16 protein-coding genes and 1 riboswitch are annotated in these 19,283 nt (G+C 66.9%); of the genes, 11 read left to right on the top strand and 5 right to left on the bottom strand.

Going from position 1 to position 19,283, the window contains the following annotated elements; all coding sequences use genetic code 11:
• Positions 1-152 precede the first annotated feature (152 nt).
• Positions 153-821 (top strand): response regulator transcription factor, encoded by a 669-nt coding sequence (locus GGR73_RS18925; RefSeq protein ID WP_016901792.1) that lies wholly within the window; start codon positions 153-155, stop codon positions 819-821.
• A gap of 82 nt (positions 822-903) precedes the next feature.
• Here GGR73_RS18925 and GGR73_RS18920 read toward each other — a convergent pair whose 3' ends face one another.
• The gene (locus tag GGR73_RS18920) at positions 904-1,236 is read right to left on the bottom strand and encodes a hypothetical protein (protein WP_226427882.1); all 333 of its coding nucleotides are present in this window, start codon (positions 1,234-1,236) and stop codon (positions 904-906) included.
• Positions 1,237-1,545: 309 nt separating this feature from the next.
• On the opposite strand from GGR73_RS18920, the gene GGR73_RS18915 reads away from it, so the two are divergent.
• The 3 genes from GGR73_RS18915 to GGR73_RS18905 all read left to right on the top strand — a co-directional run bounded on the left by GGR73_RS18915 (position 1,546) and on the right by GGR73_RS18905 (position 3,733).
• Entirely contained in the window at positions 1,546-2,466 is a 921-nt protein-coding gene (locus tag GGR73_RS18915) for a DUF4424 domain-containing protein (protein ID WP_184458328.1), read from the top strand.
• 496 nt (positions 2,467-2,962) lie between these two features.
• Positions 2,963-3,526, top strand: a complete 564-nt coding sequence (locus tag GGR73_RS18910; protein ID WP_184458493.1) for a TlpA disulfide reductase family protein — start codon at positions 2,963-2,965, stop codon at positions 3,524-3,526.
• A 3-nt stretch (positions 3,527-3,529) separates the two neighbouring features.
• A complete protein-coding gene (locus tag GGR73_RS18905; protein WP_016901788.1) occupies positions 3,530-3,733 on the top strand; it encodes a hypothetical protein in 204 nt (67 codons plus the stop codon).
• Between the two features lie 100 nt (positions 3,734-3,833).
• On the opposite strand, the gene GGR73_RS18900 is transcribed toward GGR73_RS18905, so the two are convergent.
• Positions 3,834-5,462 carry a family 43 glycosylhydrolase gene (locus tag GGR73_RS18900; protein WP_184458326.1) on the bottom strand — a complete coding sequence of 543 codons (1,629 nt, stop codon included), beginning with the start codon at positions 5,460-5,462 and terminating at the stop codon, positions 3,834-3,836.
• A gap of 362 nt (positions 5,463-5,824) precedes the next feature.
• On the opposite strand from GGR73_RS18900, the gene GGR73_RS18895 reads away from it, so the two are divergent.
• From GGR73_RS18895 to GGR73_RS18875, 5 genes are all read left to right on the top strand, one after another.
• Positions 5,825-6,826 carry an aldo/keto reductase gene (locus GGR73_RS18895; RefSeq protein WP_184458492.1) on the top strand — a complete coding sequence of 334 codons (1,002 nt, stop codon included), beginning with the start codon at positions 5,825-5,827 and terminating at the stop codon, positions 6,824-6,826.
• Positions 6,823-7,695: an amidohydrolase family protein gene (locus tag GGR73_RS18890; RefSeq protein WP_184458324.1), complete on the top strand. Its 873-nt coding sequence runs from the start codon at positions 6,823-6,825 to the stop codon at positions 7,693-7,695. The genes GGR73_RS18895 and GGR73_RS18890 overlap by 4 nt, the downstream gene beginning before the upstream one ends.
• On the top strand, positions 7,692-8,462 hold the full coding sequence (locus tag GGR73_RS18885; protein ID WP_184458322.1) for an SDR family oxidoreductase: 771 nt from the start codon (positions 7,692-7,694) through the stop codon (positions 8,460-8,462). The genes GGR73_RS18890 and GGR73_RS18885 overlap by 4 nt, the downstream gene beginning before the upstream one ends.
• A gap of 142 nt (positions 8,463-8,604) precedes the next feature.
• Positions 8,605-9,462: a fumarylacetoacetate hydrolase family protein gene (locus tag GGR73_RS18880; RefSeq protein WP_184458321.1), complete on the top strand. Its 858-nt coding sequence runs from the start codon at positions 8,605-8,607 to the stop codon at positions 9,460-9,462.
• 484 nt (positions 9,463-9,946) lie between these two features.
• Positions 9,947-11,266, top strand: coding sequence for an L-fuconate dehydratase (locus GGR73_RS18875; protein ID WP_184458319.1), 1,320 nt, complete (start codon positions 9,947-9,949; stop codon positions 11,264-11,266).
• A 257-nt stretch (positions 11,267-11,523) separates the two neighbouring features.
• Here the strand turns inward: GGR73_RS18875 and GGR73_RS18870 are convergent, their stop codons facing one another.
• Together GGR73_RS18870 and fucP are read right to left on the bottom strand one after the other, a co-directional pair.
• Positions 11,524-11,892, bottom strand: coding sequence for an L-fucose mutarotase (locus tag GGR73_RS18870; RefSeq protein WP_184458317.1), 369 nt, complete (start codon positions 11,890-11,892; stop codon positions 11,524-11,526).
• Positions 11,889-13,196, bottom strand: coding sequence for an L-fucose:H+ symporter permease (gene fucP, locus GGR73_RS18865; protein ID WP_046345091.1), 1,308 nt, complete (start codon positions 13,194-13,196; stop codon positions 11,889-11,891). Before fucP ends, GGR73_RS18870 begins: the two co-directional genes overlap by 4 nt.
• A gap of 180 nt (positions 13,197-13,376) precedes the next feature.
• Between fucP and GGR73_RS18860 the strand changes: the two genes are divergently transcribed.
• A complete protein-coding gene (locus tag GGR73_RS18860; RefSeq protein ID WP_016901778.1) occupies positions 13,377-14,126 on the top strand; it encodes an IclR family transcriptional regulator in 750 nt (249 codons plus the stop codon).
• Between the two features lie 598 nt (positions 14,127-14,724).
• Positions 14,725-14,887, top strand: a riboswitch (yybP-ykoY riboswitch).
• Between the two features lie 12 nt (positions 14,888-14,899).
• A complete protein-coding gene (locus GGR73_RS18855; RefSeq protein WP_046346108.1) occupies positions 14,900-15,484 on the top strand; it encodes a manganese efflux pump MntP in 585 nt (194 codons plus the stop codon).
• 96 nt (positions 15,485-15,580) lie between these two features.
• Here the strand turns inward: GGR73_RS18855 and GGR73_RS18850 are convergent, their stop codons facing one another.
• Positions 15,581-19,030, bottom strand: a complete 3,450-nt coding sequence (locus GGR73_RS18850) for a hybrid sensor histidine kinase/response regulator (RefSeq protein WP_184458315.1) — start codon at positions 19,028-19,030, stop codon at positions 15,581-15,583.
• Positions 19,031-19,283: the final 253 nt, after the last annotated feature.

Here is a 19,283-nt window from a genome sequence, read left to right as displayed (position 1 = left end):
CCACTCCTCTCCACTGCAGATCTTGATTTTCAACCCCGTCACACTGACGTCGCCGTTACCTCGCCGTCTTGCTGTTGCTTGCCTTGCTGCCTTCGCTGTTGCCTTTGCGATTCCCGATTCCCCACTCCCAATTCCCCAATCCCAGCCCCTCAATGACCACCCTGCTGATCGCCGATGACCATCCCCTGTTCCGTGAAGCCTTGCGCGGGGCTGTGCAGCGCGTGATGCCGGGGGTGCAGTTGTTCGAGGCCGACACGGTGGATGCGCTGTACACCCTGGCCGATGCGCAACCGGATGCCGATCTGCTGTTGATGGATCTCAACATGCCGGGCGCGCAGGGATTCAGCGCGCTGGTGCATATGCGCTCGCTGCATCCGCAGTTGCCGGTGGTGGTGGTGTCGGCACGCGAAGAGCCGACGGTGATGCGGCGTGCGATCGACCATGGCGCGTTCGGGTTCATTCCCAAGTCCGCCGATTCGGACACCATCGGCCGCGCCCTGGCCACGGTGCTCGATGGCGAGCGCTGGATCCCGGCCGAAGCGCAGAACCTGCCGCCGACCGACAGCGAAGAACGCGAAGTGGGCCAGCGCCTGCGCGATCTCACTCCGCAACAGTTCCGCGTGCTGCAGATGCTCGGCGCCGGGCGTCTCAACAAGCAGATCGCCTACGACCTGGGTGTGTCCGAGGCCACCATCAAGGCGCATGTCACCGCGATCCTGCGCAAGCTCGGCGTCACCAACCGCACCCAGGCGGTGCTGATGGCCGGCAAGCTCGCCATCGATGCCGACGGCATCGTGCTGCCGCCGCCTGAAGAAGATTGAGCGCGTTCGTCAGCCGGCCTGCGAAAACGAAGGCCGATCGCCGCAGCGAAGCGGCGCGTGAGGTCACCACCGCAGAGGACAATCAGCGCAACGGCTGGCCCGTGCAGACCTTCGACGCGCTTTGCGGCGAGGGCACATGCCACACCGCGTTTTCGTTTTCGTCCTCGCCTTCATAGATCGCATAGCGCCCATCGTCCTGGCGATGCATGGTGGGGCTGAAGGTGACGAAATCGGTGCGGCCGTCGGGGCCGATGAAATGCATGTCGCCTCCGCACACGATATTGGAATTGGTTTCCGGCCCCAGGGCAGCGCAGGTGACCTGCGAGGTCTCCGCGCGCACCACGCGACTGACGCGTGGCCGGACCAGCCCGCGATCGGCGGCCTCGCAGAAGTAATCGGCAAGCACCGTGCGCATCTCACGCTGCGACGGCATCCAGGGCGGACAGCTGCTGTACGCATCGGCGGTGCAGCTTGAGACCACGGCGGCAGGCTGGCTGCGATCGGGCGCAGCAGCGAGGCTGTCTTGCAGTGGCAGCATCAGGCAGGCGGCGACAGCCAGCAGGGAAACGTAGGAAGGCATCGGAGCGTGGGATTGGAGTGCGCAGGGCGTGCGACTGTACGCCATGCGCAGTTGATGCCATGCATGCCCGCGCTGCGGCATCGGCAGGTGCGTGGCATGCTGTGCGCCTGCGGCGCGTCGGTGCGTGCCAGTGCCAGGGGATCCATGCAGCCACTCTCTTTTCCGCGCGGCCCGCTCGGGTTGGTCCTTGCGCTGGCCGTATTCGGCTGCGGCAGTGCGCAGGCTAACGACAGCAGCTTCGGCGACGACAACGGCACCATCCGGCTGTTGCATCAGCCCGATATCAGCATGGACAAGGAAGCGCTGCTGCTGAGCGAGGAGCGCGTGCAGGTGGACTACGTGTTCACCAACCACAGCGCGCGCGCATTGAGCGTGCCGATCGCCTTCCCGATGCCGCCGATGTATGTCGGCATGGCCGATCACAGCGAACTGACCGATTTCAACCTGTGGGTGGACGGCAAACCGGTGACCACCACGCGCAAGCTGGTGGTGTTGCTGGACGATGGCAGCGACATCTCCAAGGCATTCGCCGCCACCGGCTGGAGCACCGACGATATCGCCGCGTTCGCCGAATCGGGCAACGTGCCGACCGGGCGCACGCCGTTGCCGGCGCGCTGGATCGACCGGGACCAGCAACCGCGCTTCACGCTCAGCGAGTACTTCGTCTGGCAACAGCTCTTCCCGGCACGGGGCAGTGTGCAGATCCGGCATGCCTACGCGCCCAGCCTGTCCACCGGCGTGCCGCAGGGCAGCGCGTTCCTGCTGGAGTCGTATGCAAAGCGCACCTGCATCGAACCGGCGACCAAGGCCAGCATGCAGCGGCGCGAGGGTGCGCACGGCCTGGGCTGGGCCAACCTGCGTTATGTGCTGACCACCGGCAAGAACTGGAACGGCCCGATCAAGGACTTCCAGCTGACCATCCGCAAGCAGAACGCCAGCGACATCCTCAGCCTATGCTTCGACGGCGCGCTGAAGAAGATCGATCCGCTGACCTTCCAGTTCAGGCAGGCCGACTTCGTGCCGATGCGCGATCTGGAGCTGCTGTTCGTGCGCGGCGTGGAGTGACCGGCGGGGCTAGCACCGGCTAGCCGAACGCGCGTCTGCCTGCTGTCGGCGCGTTGGAGCCGCACTGCAGATCAGCGCTGATGGATCGCGCACCGCTTGTGTTCGCCTGGCGGCAGGGCGCCGCGTCATCAATCGGCAATGGTCGGTGCCAGCGGCCAGAATCAGATGACGGCGGTAACGCTCGCAGCCACTTATAGTAGGAACACGCGCAGTCGCCGCACGCACTCTCATCGATGGTTCGGATAGTGCTGCGTGCCTCGCAGACACCGGCAGTGCTTCTGATCGACACGCCACATCACAGTTGCGCAATCGATCCCTGCCAACCGCTGCGAGACTGGCAAGCCCAAGCGCAGCGGCGTGACCGCCTCCACACCCCCGCACCGCGCGACATCGCAGTTGTCGATATCACCATTGACCATCAGCTCATGCCTGGGCAAGGCTCGGGCTTGATGACGCTACTGGAGCTGGCATGGCGCGACGTTTCCCCTGGCTCTGGATCGGGCTGCTGATTGCCTGTGCATTGATCGCCATGCTGGCATGGCAGAACAAGCAGCTGCGCGCGCAGCAGCAGTTGCTGCAGGCCCGCATCAGCGCGCCGTATGACGGCATGTACGTGCCGCGCATCGAGGTCACCGATACCGCCGGCCAGCGTCATCTGCTCGGCGTGCCGCAGGGACAGGCGCAGGTGCTGTTCTTCTTCACCACCACCTGCCCGTATTGCCAGCGCTCGGCACCCACCGTGCTGCGTGCAGCGCAGCAGTTACAGGCCAATCTGCCCGGCCGTCCGCAGTTGCTCGGCGTGTGCCAGTGCGACGCGACGCAGGCTGCGCGCTATGCGCATGTGCATGGCTTCGATTTTCCAGTGGTCACGTTGACCGATCGTCGCGCGTTGATGCTGTTTCGCGCGCGCAACGTGCCACTGCTGATGGCCATCGACGGGCAGGGGCGCGTGCGCCATTCCCGACTTGGCGTCTTCGATACCACGGAGCAGGTGCAGGACCTGGTCGCCGCCTTGCGCCGCACGGATGCGCCAGCGGCTTTGGCAACGGTGAAGGAGTAATGCATGAAGAAGCGTTGGGGTACCTTGCGGACGGCGTTGATGGCGGCCACGTTCCTGGCCAGTACCGGTTTCGGTGCGTTCCAGGTGATGGCAGTCGATAACGCACAGCCGAAGACCGAATCGTGTAGTGCGTGGGCCTGCAAAGCCGAATGTCCGGAGTTTGGCGGCGACCTGGGGCAGGGCAACGTCTGCTACTGCTGCGGCTGACAGCGGCTATCACACCTACTGCGCAGTTACGCTTGGTCGGTCACTGTAGGTCTGACGGCGGGGTCCCCCCGGGCCCCGCCGTTTGCCGGCAGCACCGCGCTCAGCGCAGCGCGCGATAGCGGAAATCGCGCAACACCACTGCGCCCTGCTGTGCGGCGTAGATGCCGAGCTGCAGGCTCAGGAAGCCGCCGAACACGTTGTGGTGGAAGCCGGACATTTCCATGCGCGTCGGGTGGCGGATCCACTGCCGGCCATCGTCGAACGAATAGTCGAAGGTCACCACATGCGCCTCGTTGCCCAGACGCAGGCGGATGCGTCGGCGCGTGTTGGGCGCGCGTGCCCACACCAGTTCTTCTGAATACTCGTAGGTCTTGATGGTGTCGGGCGTAACGCCGATGCCGACGAAGGCCTTGTGGTTGTAGAACAGCAACAGGCCACCCTCGGCATTGCCGATGAGTTCCAGCGTGACCTCGGCGACGTAGCCGCGATCGGGCACGCCGCAGGTCAGTGGCGAGCTGTCGGCCGGCGAGCTGCCGGAACAGGCCAGCGTGAGCGACCGATCTGCCCGTTGCACGCGCGCCTGTTCGCCAGGCCCGGGCGCATGCAGGCTCCATTGGGTGCCGAACCTGTCGCTGGAAAAATCGTCGGACAAGGCGAAGCCGCTTAGCGTCGCGTTGCCGGTGGCGTTTGCGCGTGCAGGCGTGCGCAATGGCCTGGACAGATCGCCACCGGTGGCGCGGAACCAGCCATCGGCGGTCCACTCGATCGGCTCCAGCAGGGTCTGCCGGCCCAGCGTGCGGAAGCCGTTTTCGTAGCCGTGATAGACCATCCACCAGTCGCCACGCGGGCCTTCCACCAGCGTGGCATGCCCGCGCGACCACCACGGCTCCTGTTCGGACTGGGTGCGCACCAGCGGGTTGCGCGGGCAGTGCTCCCATGGCCCATGCACCGAGCGCGCACGCGCGGCGATGACCATGTGCCCGGTCACCGGACCGGCGGTGCCGCCGACTGCGGTGACCAGGTACAGCCACCCATCGTGCCAGGTCAGCTTGGGGCCTTCGGGGGCAAAGTTCTCCACGATCCAGTCGTCGGGATAGCGCCAGGGCGCGTAGGCCGGTTCCACCTGCCCGTCGGTGGCCAGGCCGTCGTCGCGCAGGCGCACCTTGCGGATGCCGTTGACGAACAGGTAGCGCTTGCCGTCCTCGCCCAGCACATGGCCGGGATCGATGCAGCCGGCGATCTGCAGATCGATCGGGTCGCTCCAGGGTCCGCGGATGTCGTCGGCCCAGATCACGAAGATCGACCAGCCGGTGTCGTCCGGATTGGCCGGGATATAGATGAAGTAGCGGCCATCGTGCTTGCACAGGTCCAGTGCCCAGATCGTGCCCAGCTGCTTGCGCAGCGCCGGGCCGAGCGGCGTCCAGTTGACCAGGTCGGTGGAATGCCACAGCACGATGCCCGGATAGGAAAGGAACGACGAAAACGTCATGTAGTAGTCGTCGCCATCCTTGAGGATGGTGGGGTCGGGGTGATCGCCGGCCACGATGGGATTGAGGTAAGTGCCATTGCCCAGGTCTGCCTTGCGCTGGCCTTCGATACCGCGCGCCCACTGCGGGGTGCCGGTGCAGACGCCGCGCGCGTCGCCCGCCAGTGCGGCCGGCGACAGCGGGGCGACGACGGCGCCGGCGGCAAGCACCTTGAACAGGTCCCGGCGGGTGGTGGTTGGCATGGGTGCGCGTTCGTGCGGGACGGGCTGGTATCTAGCCCCAGGTATCGGACCGGGGCAACCGCGCAGGCGGCGTTATAGGAAGCGCTCATGCCAGCTGCGGATTTCGACATAGATCAGCTGCCACGGCGTGTGGAGCTTGCAAGCGGGCAAGGTGCTGGAATCCACACATGTCGCACGTGCTGAACACCACCAGCTGCAATGCTGCACTGCAGCGTGATCTGTTCACTTATGATTGCGATATTCATATGCGAACAGTCCGGCACCGGCCGGCTGGTGGACGTTGCGATGGCCAGTAACTGCTTCAACGATTGCGTCAGCACCTGTTCGGCGACCGCCAGCTACGCGGAGCGTGCAGCGTGACCATTGCACGGCAGCGTCTGGGCAACACCGACGTGCAGCTCTCGGCACTGGGCTTTGGTGCCGCGCCGATCGGCAATCTGTATGCCGAGGTCGCTGAAGACCAGGCACTGACCGCCGTGGCAGCTGCGTTCCAGGCCGGCATCCGCCACTTCGATACCGCGCCGTACTACGGCTACGGGCTGAGCGAGACCCGCCTGGGCCGCGGCTTGGCCGGTGTGCCGCGCGGCGCCTACACGCTGTCGACCAAGGTCGGCCGCTGCATCTACGACGATGCGCAGGCCGCCGCCGGGCGCGACGGCTTTGCAGTGGCGGGCCGCCGCGCCGAGTTCGACTACAGCGCCGACGGCGTGCGGCGCGCGTTCGCCTCCAGCCTGGAGCGCCTGGGCACCGACTACGTCGACGTGCTGCTGCTGCACGACATCGGTGCGCTGACCCACGGCGACAACCACGCCAACGTGCTGCGCCAGGCCTTGGAGGAGGCCTTGCCGGCGATGGCGGAGCTGAAGGCGGCCGGTGCCTGCGGGGCGATCGGGCTGGGCGTCAACGAGCAGGACGTGGCACTGGAGGTGCTGCCACGCTTTCCGCTCGACTGCGTGATGCTGGCCGGCCGCTACACGCTGCTGGAACAGCACGGCGCCCGCGCCCTGCTCGAGCAGGCGCAGCAACGCAACGTGGCGATCCTGTCAGCCGGCCCATACAGCTCCGGCCTGCTCAGCGACGCACGCGGCCCCGGCGCCACCTACAACTACGCCCCGGTCGACGCCGCCACCCTGCAGCATGCGCAGCGCCTGTACGCGGCCTGCGCGGCATTCGAGGTGGATATCGGCGCGGCGGCGTTGCAGTTTCCGCTGGCACATCCGGCGGTGACCACGGTGGTGGCCGGCATGCGGACGGTGGCCGAGGTGCAGTCAGCCGCCGCGCGCCTGCAGGCGCCGATCGCACCGGCACTGTGGCAGCGCCTGCGCGATGGCGGCTTGCTCGACGCGGACCTGCCCACGCCATGAGCCGCATCGACGCACACCTGCATTTCTGGCAGCTGGCCCGTGGCGATTACCACTGGCTGACGCCCGAGCTGGCGCCGCTGTATCGCGACTTCGGCCCCGCCGATATCGGCCAGGCGCTGGACGCTGCCGATATGGAGGGCGTGGTGGTGGTGCAGGCGGCCGCGACCGAGGCCGAGACCCGTTACCTGTTCGAGCTGGCGCGCGCCGATGCGCGTATTGCCGGCGTGGTCGGTTGGGTCGATTTCGCCGCGCCCGATGCCGCCGCGCGCATCGACGCGCTGGTGCAGGCCGGCGGCGGCGTGCTCAAGGGTCTGCGCCCGATGGTGCAGGACATCGCCGATGTGCAATGGCTGGCCCAGCCCGAACTGGATGCTGCCTTCGACGCCCTGCTCGCGCACGACCTGGCCTTCGACGCCCTGATCCGCAGCGTGCATGTGCCGGCGCTGCAGGCACGCCTGAAGCGCCATCCGCAGCTGCGCGTGGTCATCGATCACGGCGGCAAGCCGCAGATCGCCGCAGGCGAATTCGTCGCCTGGGCCGCCGGCATGGCCGCGCTGGCCCAGCATCCCAATGTGCACTGCAAACTCTCCGGCCTGCTCACCGAAGCAGCGCGCGGCGCCGGCGTGGAGGCGCTGGCACCGTATGTCGCGCATCTGTTCGCACGCTTCGGCCCGCAGCGTGTGCTGTGGGGCAGCGACTGGCCGGTGCTGACCCAGCGTGCCGATTACGCGCAGTGGTTCGACATCGCACAGCAGCTGGTCGCCACACATGCCGACGGCCATGCCGGAGCGGTGTTCGGCGACAACGCACGCACGTTCTATCGTCTGCCACGGCCGGCGGCCCCCACCTACGGAACCTCTTCGGTATGACTGTCTCGATCCCTGCAACTCCCAACGACCGCCTGCATGGCAAGCGCTGCCTGATCACCGCCGCCGGCGCCGGCATCGGCCGCGAAAGCGCGCTGGCCTGCGCACGCGCCGGTGCGCAGGTGATCGCCACCGATATCGACGCCGCTGCCCTGCAGGCGCTGGCGGCCGAATCGGAGGCCATCACCACCCAGCTGCTGGATGTCACCGACGCGGCGGCGGTTGCCGCGCTGGTCGCGGCGCACGGCCCGTTCGATGTGCTGTTCAACTGCGCCGGCTTCGTGCACCAGGGCAGCATTCTCGATTGCGACGAGCCGGCCTGGCGGCGCTCGTTCTCGATCAACGTCGATGCGATGTACTACACCTGCAAGGCGGTGCTGCCAGGCATGCTCGAACGCGGCCGCGGCAGCATCATCAACATGTCCTCGGTGGCCTCCAGCATCAAGGGCGTGCCCAACCGCTTCGTCTATGGCGTCACCAAGGCCGCCGTGATCGGCCTGAGCAAGGCCATTGCCGCCGATTACGTGGCCCGGGGCGTGCGTTGCAACGCGATCTGCCCCGGCACCATCAAGACGCCGTCGCTGGGCCAGCGCGTCAAGGCACTGGGCGGCGACGAACAGGCGGTGTGGAAGAGCTTCACCGACCGCCAGCCGATGGGCCGCCTGGGCGACCCGCGCGAGATCGCGCAGCTGGTGGTGTACCTGGCCTCGGACGAATCGTCGTTCACCACCGGCCAGACCCACATCATCGATGGCGGCTGGTCCAACTGAGCGCGCTGCGTACCCCAACGTGGGCGGCCAGTGCCGGATGCGAGCCGTACTGGCTTGATTTGAGCACGCCGTCCTTATCCACCCGATGCATGCGCGCTAGCGTTGCTGGCCGCTCCATTCCTCACCTGCAAAGGAAGACTGCATGAAACTCGTACGCGTTGGCGCCCCCGGCCAGGAACGTCCTGGCCTGATCGATAGCGAAGGCCGCATCCGCGATTTGAGCGGCGTGATCGACGATGTGGCCGGCGAGCACATCACCAATGCCGGCCTGGACAAACTGCGTGCGCTGGACGTGTCCACGCTGCCGCTGCTCGACGGCGAGCTGCGCTATGGCGCCGCAGTGGGGCAGATCGGCAAGTTCATCTGCGTGGGGTTGAACTACGCCGACCACGCGGCCGAATCGGGCATGGATGTGCCCAAGATGCCGATCCTTTTCATGAAGGCCACCACTGCGGTGACCGGCCCCAACGACACCGTGATCATCCCGCGCGGCTCGGTCAAGAGCGACTGGGAAGTGGAACTGGGCGTGGTGATCGGCGATGTGGCGCGCGATGTGTCGGTGGACGACGCGCTGAACCACGTCGCCGGCTACGCAGTCATCAACGATCTGTCCGAGCGCGAATTCCAGCTCGAGCATGGCGGCCAGTGGGTCAAGGGCAAGAGCGCCGACACCTTCGGCCCGATCGGCCCGTGGCTGGTCACCCGCGATGAAATCGCCGACCCGCAGAACCTGTCGATGTGGCTGGAGGTCAACGGCCACCGCTACCAGAACGGCAGCACCCGCACGATGGTGTTCGGCGTGGCCGAACTGGTCAGCCACATCAGCCGCTATATGACGCTGATGCCGGGCGATGTGATCAGCACCGGCACCCCGCCGGGCGTGGGCCTGGGCCAGAAGCCGCCGGTGTACCTGAAGCCGGGCGACGTGATGGAGCTGGAGATCGAAGGCCTTGGCCGCCAGCGCCAGCCGGTGGTGGCGCATCCGCGTGATGCTGCCTAAAGCCCCTCTGCCACCGGGGCACTAAGGCACGGCTTGCGCGCCACTGGCGCGCGTGCGTTGGTGCGCCCGCGCCGCAAGCGCGGGCCGGGGCGCGTAGCGGGGTTGGGGTAAGGGTACGTAGCGACATATCCAGGCAGTTCGTCGCGATGTGCGTTTGCCGTCAGGCGTGACATGTCGGCATGTGTGTTGATGTGTCATGCGCAAATTTTTCAAGTGATGTGCGAGGGCGTTGAACTTCCAGGCGCTGTCGCGCGTTGGTAGTGACACGCAGTTGGTCGTGCAGTGATGCGTTGATCTGTGTTGTTCGTTGATCTGTGTTGCAAGCGCATGCGTACCTGCAACGCTTCAATGCAGTCGGCGCTTCGCGTCCGTACCCTCACCCCTCTCCCGGGGGAGAGGGGCTCTGGCGCCCGTCTCCGTTTCCTTCCTCCGTTTCCGTTTTATTTCGCGCGTTTTATTCCCGTTTCCATCGCCCAGGACTTCCATGAGCACCATCATCGCCCTCGACACCCACGACGTCCGCTTCCCCACCTCGCGCGAGCTGGATGGGTCGGATGCGATGAATCCGGATCCGGACTACTCGGCCGCCTACGTCGTGCTGCGCACCGATGCGCCGGATGACCTGGCCGGCTACGGCCTGGTGTTCACCATCGGCCGCGGCAACGATGTGCAGACCGCCGCGGTGGCCGCACTGGCCGAGCACGTGGTCGGCCTGTCGGTCGAGGAAGTCATTGCCGATCTGGGTGCGTTCGCGCGCCGGCTCACCAACGACTCGCAGCTGCGCTGGCTGGGCCCGGAAAAGGGCGTGATGCACATGGCGATCGGCGCGGTGATCAACGCCGCCTGGGACCTGGCCGCACGCGCGGCGAAAAAGCCGCTGTGGCGCTACATCGCCGAGCTCAGCCCGGAGCAGTTGGTCGACACCATCGACTTCCGCTACCTCACCGACGCGCTCACCCGCGACGAAGCGCTGGCGATCCTGCGCGCTGCGCAACCGCAGCGTGCGCAGCGCATCGCCACGCTGATCGAACAGGGCTATCCCGCCTACACCACTTCGCCCGGCTGGCTCGGCTACTCCGACGAAAAGCTGGTGCGCCTGGCAAAAGAAGCCGTCGCCGATGGCTTCCGCACCATCAAGCTCAAGGTAGGCGCCAACGTGCAGGACGACATCCGCCGCTGCCGCCTGGCGCGTGAGGCGATCGGCCCGGACATCGCGATGGCGGTGGATGCCAACCAGCGCTGGGACGTGGGCCCGGCGATCGACTGGATGCGCCAGCTGGCCGAATTCGACATCGCCTGGATCGAGGAACCGACCAGCCCGGACGACGTGCTCGGCCACGCCGCGATCCGCCAGGGCATCACCCCGGTGCCGGTCTCCACCGGCGAGCACACCCAGAACCGCGTGGTGTTCAAGCAGCTGCTGCAGGCTGGCGCGGTGGACCTGATCCAGATCGACGCCGCGCGCGTGGGCGGCGTCAACGAAAACCTCGCCATCCTGCTGCTGGCCGCCAAGTTCAACATCCGCGTGTTCCCGCATGCCGGTGGCGTCGGCCTGTGCGAACTGGTGCAACACCTGGCCATGGCCGACTTCGTCGCCATCACCGGCAAGATGGAAGACCGCGCGATCGAATTCGTCGACCACCTGCACCAGCACTTCCTGGACCCGGTGCGCATCCGGCACGGCCGCTACCTGGCCCCGCAAGCCGCCGGCTTCTCCGCCGAGATGCACCCGGACTCCATCGCGGAATTCAGCTACCCCGACGGCCGTTTCTGGGTCGAGGACCTGGCCGCAGCAAAGGCCTAATCCAACACACCGCCTCACCTAATCCCAGGATGTCGTAGGAGCGGCTCAAGCCGCGACAGGCGTTCCCGATTGCCTGATCGCGACAGAGGCCGCTTCTGCCTGGCGCATCTGCGATGCAGCTGTCACGCCTGCGCTGCGCCACTCACGCTGCGCCCGCAAAAGACACCTGTTTCGACGCCCGGCGGCAGCGGCAAGATACCCAAGACCAGCGCCCCACTGCGGGGCCAACACATCCGCAAAAAACTTAGGCCAACACCCTACCCCTGCCCCGCTTCAACCGCCGCACTCAAGGCAAAGATCTGCCCGGCCTCGCGCCACTTCTCTCCCGGCGCACTGCCAGGCAACGGCTTTTGAAACCGCCACATCAAGTCTTCCCAGGCCTGGATACGCGGATCGGCCGCATCCCGCGCCGCCTTGGCCGCCGGATCGTAGTCGTCGCCGACCTCCATCAGCATCACCAGGCGGTCGCCGCTGCGAAAGATCTCCAGCTCCTGGATGCCGGCCTGCTGCAGCGAGGCCACCACTTCCGGCCAGACCTCGCTGGGCCGATGCCAACGCTCGTACTCGGCGATCAACTGCGGGTCGTCGTGCAGATCCAGCACGTAACACAGACGCCGCGCGCTCATGCGACGGCTCCTGCAACTGCAGGCGCAGCGCGGCGCGCACGCAACGCGAACAGCAGGATCACCGCAAAGCACCCACCCGGTACCACCATCGCCCAGTGGATACCGGCCATGTCCGACACCGCGCCCATCACCGCCGTCAGCAGCGCGCCACCGATGATGGACATCACCAGCAGCGACGAGCCCAGCTTGCGCGCATCGTCATGCATGCCATCCAGGCCCAGCGCAAAGATGGTCGGGAACATCACCGACATGAACACGCTGGCAGCCACCAGCGCGTACAAGCCGGTCCAACCCGGCAACGCGATGGCAACGGCGCACAACACCAGATTGATCGTCGCAAAACTCGCCAGCAACCTGGCCGGCGCCAGATAGCGCAACAGCGCGGTGCCGACGAAGCGGCCGGCCATGAACAGCACCAGCGAGATGGTCAGGTAGGTGGCGGCGGTTTTTTCCGGCGTGCCCGGCACCGCATCCTGCAGATAGCGGATCAGATAGCTCCAGATGCCGACCTGCGCACCCACGTAGAAGAACTGCGCCACCACCGAAAACATGAAGCGCCGATTGCGCAGCAGTTCGCCGAAGCGTGCACGCTTGGGCGCCACGCCGCTATCGCTCTCCGGCGCGCCGGTGGGAAAGCGCACCAGCGCGATCAGGATCGCCCACAGCACCACCACGGCGCCGATGATCAGATAGGGCGTCTGCACGGCTGAGGATTCGGCGGCAAAGAACGCCTCGCGCGCGGCGGGCGCCATTGCCGCCAGCTCGGCCGGGGTGTGCTCCACCCCGGAGAAGATGAAGTGCTGGCCGACCAGCACGCCGGTGATCGAGCCCAAGGGGTTGAATGCCTGGGCCAGATTTAACCGCCGCGCTGCGCCTTCTGCCGGGCCGAGCACGGTCACCAGTGGATTGGCGGTGGTTTCCAGGAAGGCCAGACCGCTGGCGATCACGAACAAGGCCAGCAGGAACAGCCAGTAGGTATGCACCTGCGCAGCCGGATAGAACAGGAACGCGCCGCACGCATACAGCAGCAGGCCCAGCACCACGGCCGCCTTGTAGCTGTAGCGGCGCATGAACATCGCCGCCGGCATCGCGAACACGAAATAGCCCAGGTAGAACGCGCTCTGGACCAGCCCTGCCTGCAGGTCGGTCAGCTCGAAGGCCTTCTTGAACTGCTTGATCAGGATGTCGTTGAGGTTGTTGGCCATGCCCCACAAAAAGAACAGGCTCACGATCAACAACAGGGGAACCATGGCGGTACGCGCCAGGTTGCCGCGCGGTGACGCGGCAATGTCACTGTGATGCATGCGACCGATCCCCTCCCAAGGCTGTGGCGCTTGCGTTGCTGTGCGGCGAGCGTACTGCGCACGCCAGCGCCATGCAAATATAAAATCTTTGTTTATATTTGCACGCAAGCGCCACATCTCACCGCAGCCCGCGATGCCTGTACCCTGGCGCGCCGCAGCCTTGCCTGGAGCCGCAAACGGATGAGCACCGAACCCGCCAAGTACCGCGCCCCCGCCCTGGACAAGGGCCTGGACATCCTCGAGCTGCTCGCCCGCCAGGCGCAGCCGATGAGCATGGGCGCGATCTCGCAGGGCATCGGCCGCTCGCGCGGGGAGATCTTCCGCATGCTGCAGGTGCTGGAGGAGCGCGGCTATCTCACCCGCGACGGCGAGGGCGACTACGTGCTGACCAATCGGTTGTTCATGCTCGGCATGCAGCAGCCGCAGGTGCAGAGCATCAGCGAAGCGGCACTACCGGTGATGCGCCGGCTGGCCGATGCGATCTATCAGCCCTGCCACCTGGTGGCGCCGTCCGGCGACCAGATCGTGGTGATCGCGCAGATGGACGTGCCCAGCGACCTGGGCCTGGTGGTGCGCCCGGGCCACCGCCGCCCATTGACCCATTCCAGCTCCGGGCTGGTGCTGTTCGCGTTCCAGCAGCCAGAGGTGCAGGCGCGCTGGCTGGACATGCTCGACGCCAGCGAGGTGCCGTTCGAGCGTGCGCAGTTCCTCGCCGCCGCCGCGCAGGCGCGCAACGATGGCTACGCCATGCAGCCCAGCGAAGCGGTGGTGGGCGTGGTCGACTTGACCGCACCGATCCTGCAACGCGGCAGTGCGACCTATACGCTCACCGTTCCCTTCATCGCGCGCCGCCCCGAGCTGGTCGGCCCGCACGCGGCCTTGCAGGCCCTGTGTGCGGCGACGGCGGAGATTTCCGCCGCATTGATGTAGCCGCGACCCGCACCGGGAGTCTGCGTCGGCGCTGGTGTTTCTGTTGCTCGCTTCCGAAGGCTGACTTCTGCGGTCCTCCCGCAGCGCGGCCGGCCCTGTGCGTGGAGCGCAGCGCGCTCGTTCCGCAGCGCTGCGATGGCAGCCTGACCATCGCCGTCCACCCGAACCGCTTAGGCAGCACCTGCGGCATCGCAAGCCGTGCACATCGAGACGCCGGGGAGATCGCGGCATCGTTGCCGATCGCTGCACTCCTGCACGACGTCTGGAAAGACAGCACGACGCAGGCGCTGGCTCACGCACGCGCAGCCAGACATGACGTTTCCATCTCGCACTGCTTGCAGCACACCCCACATCAACGGCTTTCCCCGCGTTCTTCGCTACCTCGGTCACCGGCATGCAGACCGTTGGTCGCTATAGCCAAGGCTATCGGGTGCCGCATCGCGCCGTTGCGTGGACATGCCTGCCTGGCTTTGATGCCTGAAAACAAGACAAAAACCGTGTCACCCCTGCTCGCAATAGCCACGGCTATAAAGATCAGACCGACCTTCGCGTGCGCGGCAGACGCACCGAACGCGGCCATGCGTTGGTACACTGCGCGCCCCTTGGGGAGTAGCCTGCTTTCGCATCGTCGGAAGCGCCTGCATCAACATACTCGGCCGTTGCGCCGTGGTGCAGGCAACCAGTTCCGGTTTGGCGAGACCAGCGGCATGCGTGCACGACGACGGTTGGCGCGGGCGCATGTCGTTGTGACCGTGCCCAGCCCGAGAATGTCGATGTCCCCTTTTTCCATTGTTTTGATCGGTTTCGCGATGTCGACCGATGCGTTTGCCGCGGCGATCGGCAAAGGCGCGGCGATGCGCAAGCCGCAGTGGCGCGATGCGTTACGCGCCGGCTTGATCTTCGGCTGCATCGAGGCGATCACCCCGGTGATCGGCTGGCTGCTGGGGCGCGCCGCGTCCAGCTATGTGTCCGACTACGACCACTGGATCGCCTTCGTGCTGCTCGGTGCGCTGGGCACGCACATGATCGTGGCCGGGCTGCGAAGCGATGCGGACGACGCTGACGAAGCAACGTCCGAGACGCCGAAACGGCATGGCTTGCTGGCCCTGGCCACCACCGGTTTTGCCACCAGCATCGATGCGATGGCGGTCGGCGTGAGCCTGGCGTTTCTGGACGTGCATATCGGCGTGGTGGCGGTGGTGGTCGGGCTGTGCACCTTCAGCATGGTCACCGCAGGCGTCATGCTGGGCCGCGTGCTCGGCAACCTGATTGGCAAGCGCGCCGAGATCCTCGGCGGCTTGATCCTGGTGATCGTCGGCAGCGTCATCCTCTACGAGCACCTGAGCGGCGCAGCGTAAGCGCCTCTCCTCGTAGGAGCGTGCCTGCGCGCGACCGGGCGTTATCGATAATGCTTCGTCGCGCGCAGGCACGCTCCTACGCTGCAGTCGCACCGGTCAGCGCGTTTTCGCATCGTGATGCGCGCTCAGAAACGCGCGTAACGAGGCCGGCTTCACCGGTTTGGTCAGCAGGCGATAGCCACGCGCACGCGCGAGCTGCTTGAGTTCGTCGCGGCCGTCGGCGGTGAGCAGGGCACCGGCAATCGGCGCGGTGGCGACGGCCTGCAGCGCATCCAGCGTGTCCAGGCCATCGAGCCGGTCGTGCAGGTGGTAATCCACCAGCATCAGGTCCGGCTGTTCGCGCGCGCGTTCCAGCGCCTGGTCCACGGTGCTGGCGGTGATCACCTCAACCTGCCAGCGACCGAGCAGGGCACGCATGCCGTCGAGGATCTCGCGGTCGTTGTCCACGCACAGCACGCGCAGGCCTGCCAGCGAATCGCCGCTGGGCAGCGCACGTGCAACGGCCACCGGCAGCGCCGGCGGCAGCGGGACCGCCGCCACGCGCGGCAGCAGGATCGAGAACATGCTGCCGCGGCCGACCTGGCTGCGTGCGCTCAGGTCGTGGTCGAGCAGGCGCGAGATGCGCTGGCAGATCGACAGGCCCAGCCCCAGGCCCTGCTCGCCCCAGTCGAACGGCTGCTGATAGCGGCGGAATTCTTCGAAGATCTGCCGCATGTGGTGCTCGGGAATGCCCGGGCCGGTGTCCCACACCTGCAGCTCCACGTGCGCGCCGCGGCCGCGCATGCCCAGCACGATGCGGCCCTGGCGCGTGTAGCGCAGCGCATTGGCGAGGAAGTTCTGCATCACCCGGCGCAGCAGGCGGCGGTCGCTGCGCACCCACAACGGGCGACTGTGCACTTGCAGCTGCAGGCCGCGGCTGGAGGCCACCGGCGCGTATTGCGCGGCCAGTTCGTGCATCAGCGCGCTGGCATCGAAATCCTCGACCGTGGGCCGCAGGCCGCCGGCATCCAGCCGCGAGACGTCGAGCAGGCCATCGAGCAACTCCTCGGCCGCACGCAGCGAGGCATCCACGCGCTCGGCCAGATGGCGTTGTTCCTCGTTGTTCTGATGGCTCTCGCGCAGCGCCGAGGCGAACAGCCGCGCGGCATTGAGCGGCTGCAACACGTCGTGGCTGATCGCGGCCAGAAAGCGCGTCTTGGATTGCTGCGCCAGCTCGGCCTCGCGCGAGCGGTCGGCCACGCGCTGCTCCAGGTTCTCGTTGGCGTCCAGCAGCGCGCGTTCGGCACGCTTGTAGTCGGTGATGTCGTTGTAGCTGGTGACATAACCGCCGCCGGGCAGCGCCTGGCCGCGCATCTCGATCACCTTGCCGTCGCTGCGGGTGCGCTCGAACACATGCGGCGAGCCGGCGCGCATGTGGCGGATACGGCGATCGATCTGATCTTCGATATCGCCCTCGCCCAGCTCGCCGCGTTCGGCGTTGTAGCGGATCAGATCGGCCACCGGGCGGCCGACATACAGCATGCCGTCCGGATAGCCGAACAGCTGCTGATAGCGGCGATTCCACGCGGTCAGGCGCATCTCCGGGTCGACCACGCTGACAGCGGCGCTGATGTTTTCCAGCGTGGTGGACAGGATCTCGCGATTGAAGCGCAGCTCCTGGCCGGCCTCGTCCAGCACCGCCACCACCTCGCCCAGGTCCATGCCCGAGCCGCGCAACAGGCTGGTCAGCACCAGGCGTGCGGAGGCCGCGCCGATCGAGGCGGCCAGCAGGCGTTCGGTGAACTGCACCCAGGCGCGGTCGGCCACCACGGTGGGTTGCAGCTCGCGCTCCAGCAGCACCGCCTGGTCGACGAAGGCGCGGTGCGCATGCCGCTCGCCCACCACGCGCTCGGCCAGGGCCTGCAGGTCGGCCACGCGCACATGCCCGGGCCAGTCGCCGGCCACCGCCGGCCGCTGTGCGTACGGGTCCAGGAAGGGCGCGGCGCGCAGGCGTTCGTCCACCCCGGGGCGCCAGCGTGCGGAGACCAGCATCATCGCGCCGACATTGATCAGCAGCGACCAGAACGTGCCATGCGCCAGCGGGTCCCAGCCGCGCATGCCGAACAGCTGCTGCGGCTGCAACCAGGCGATGCCGAACGGCCCGTCCACCAGCCAGTCCGGCTGCAGCCAGCCCGCGCGCGTGGCGGCCGGCAGCAACAGCGTGTAGATCCAGGTCATGAAGCCCAGCACCATGCCGGTCTCCACGCCCTTGCGGCTGGCGCCGCGCCAGTACAATCCGCCGATCACGCCGGGGGCGAACTGCGCCACTGCCGCAAAGGCCATCAGGCCGTAGGCCGCCAAGGTGGTGTCGTTGGCCACGCTGCGGTGGTAGCCGTAGGCGATCAGCGCCAGCAACAGGATGGCGACGCGGCGGATCCACAACACCCGCGAAGCCACCGCCGCGCGCGCATCGGCACTGCCGCGGCGGCGCAGCAGCACCGGCATCACCAGGTCGTTGCTGACCATGGTGGCCAACGCGATGCTGGCCACGATCACCATGCCGGTGGCGGCCGAGAACCCGCCCACATAGGCCACCAATGCCAGCACGGTATTGCCCTGGCTCAGCGGCAGCGCCAGCACCACCGCGTCGTCGACCACCGTGCTGCCCTTGCCGAACAAGGCCACGCCGGCCGATGCGATCGGCACCACCATCGCCGAGATGATCACCAGGTACGCACCGAACAACCAGCGCGCGCGACGGATGTCGCCGACGTCGCTGCATTCCACCACCGCCACATGGAACTGGCGCGGCAGGCAGATCACCGCCAGAAAGCTCAGCAAGGTCTGCGAAATGAAGCCCACCGACGGGGTGTGCTCGAACAAGGTGCGCGCCGAGTCGGCGATGGGCACCTGGTGGTCGCTCAGCCACACCCAGGCGAACAGGCCCACCGCGACGATGGCGATCAACTTGATCACCGACTCCAGCGCGATCGCCAGCATCATGCCGCGGTGGTGTTCGGTGGCATCGACCTGGCGGGTGCCGAACAAGGTGGCGAACAAGGCCATCAACAGCGCCACGTACAACGCCGGATCGGCAAGAATGCCGCGCCCGGCACTGCTATGCCCGGTCAGCACCTCCAGGCTCATCGCCACTGCCTTGTACTGCAGCGCCAGATACGGAACGATGCCGACCAGCGCGATCACCGCCACCAAGGCCGCCAGCCGCCGCGAGCGGCCATAGCGCGAGGAAATGAAATCGGCGATGGAGACGGTGTTTTCGGCGCGTGCGATCAGCGCCAGCCGCTCGATGATGCGCCAGCCGAACAGCAGCAACAGCAGTGGGCCCAGGTAGATCGGCAGATAGCCGATGCCGTTGCGCACCGCCGAGCCGACCGCGCCGTAGAAGGTCCACGACGAGCAGTACACCGCCAGCGCCAGGCTGTAGACCGCCGGCCGCAGCCACGGCCGCTCCGGGTACAGCGGACGACGGTCGCCCCACCAGGCCACGCCGAACAGCAGCACGGCATAGCCGACGGAAACCAGCAGCAGGATCCAGCTTGATACCAAGGGGCGTTCCTAGGCCAATGCGAACGGGGAGTTTACGCAGTGGGGAATCGGGAGTGGGGAACAGCCCGCCTGGCCGCACGTGCGTAGGAGCGCGCTCGCGCGCGACAGGGCACTGGCGGGAAAGCCTCACCGCCCGTAGGAGCGCGCCTGCGCGCGATAGGGCACTGGCGGGAAAACCTTATCGCGCGCAAGCGCGCTCCTACACCAGCTTGGCAGTTATCGCAGTTGCCCCCGATCAGGCGCCGCGGACGCG

The organism is Xanthomonas sp. F14 (assembly GCF_014199865.1).
Note: the sequence above shows the minus strand (reverse complement) of the source record. Positions and strands in the feature narration are given on the sequence as shown.

Coding starts and splice junctions, on each gene's coding strand:
- GGR73_RS18860 (WP_016901778.1), top strand. CDS start 13,377: ATGAGCACCGAACCCGCCAAGTACCGCGCCCCCGCCCTGGACAAGGGC.
- GGR73_RS18900 (WP_184458326.1), bottom strand. CDS start 5,462: ATGCCAACCACCACCCGCCGGGACCTGTTCAAGGTGCTTGCCGCCGGC.
- GGR73_RS18905 (WP_016901788.1), top strand. CDS start 3,530: ATGAAGAAGCGTTGGGGTACCTTGCGGACGGCGTTGATGGCGGCCACG.
- GGR73_RS18855 (WP_046346108.1), top strand. CDS start 14,900: ATGTCCCCTTTTTCCATTGTTTTGATCGGTTTCGCGATGTCGACCGAT.
- GGR73_RS18890 (WP_184458324.1), top strand. CDS start 6,823: ATGAGCCGCATCGACGCACACCTGCATTTCTGGCAGCTGGCCCGTGGC.
- GGR73_RS18885 (WP_184458322.1), top strand. CDS start 7,692: ATGACTGTCTCGATCCCTGCAACTCCCAACGACCGCCTGCATGGCAAG.
- GGR73_RS18880 (WP_184458321.1), top strand. CDS start 8,605: ATGAAACTCGTACGCGTTGGCGCCCCCGGCCAGGAACGTCCTGGCCTG.
- GGR73_RS18875 (WP_184458319.1), top strand. CDS start 9,947: ATGAGCACCATCATCGCCCTCGACACCCACGACGTCCGCTTCCCCACC.
- GGR73_RS18870 (WP_184458317.1), bottom strand. CDS start 11,892: ATGAGCGCGCGGCGTCTGTGTTACGTGCTGGATCTGCACGACGACCCG.
- GGR73_RS18915 (WP_184458328.1), top strand. CDS start 1,546: ATGCAGCCACTCTCTTTTCCGCGCGGCCCGCTCGGGTTGGTCCTTGCG.
- fucP (WP_046345091.1), bottom strand. CDS start 13,196: ATGCATCACAGTGACATTGCCGCGTCACCGCGCGGCAACCTGGCGCGT.
- GGR73_RS18920 (WP_226427882.1), bottom strand. CDS start 1,236: ATGCGCACGGTGCTTGCCGATTACTTCTGCGAGGCCGCCGATCGCGGG.
- GGR73_RS18925 (WP_016901792.1), top strand. CDS start 153: ATGACCACCCTGCTGATCGCCGATGACCATCCCCTGTTCCGTGAAGCC.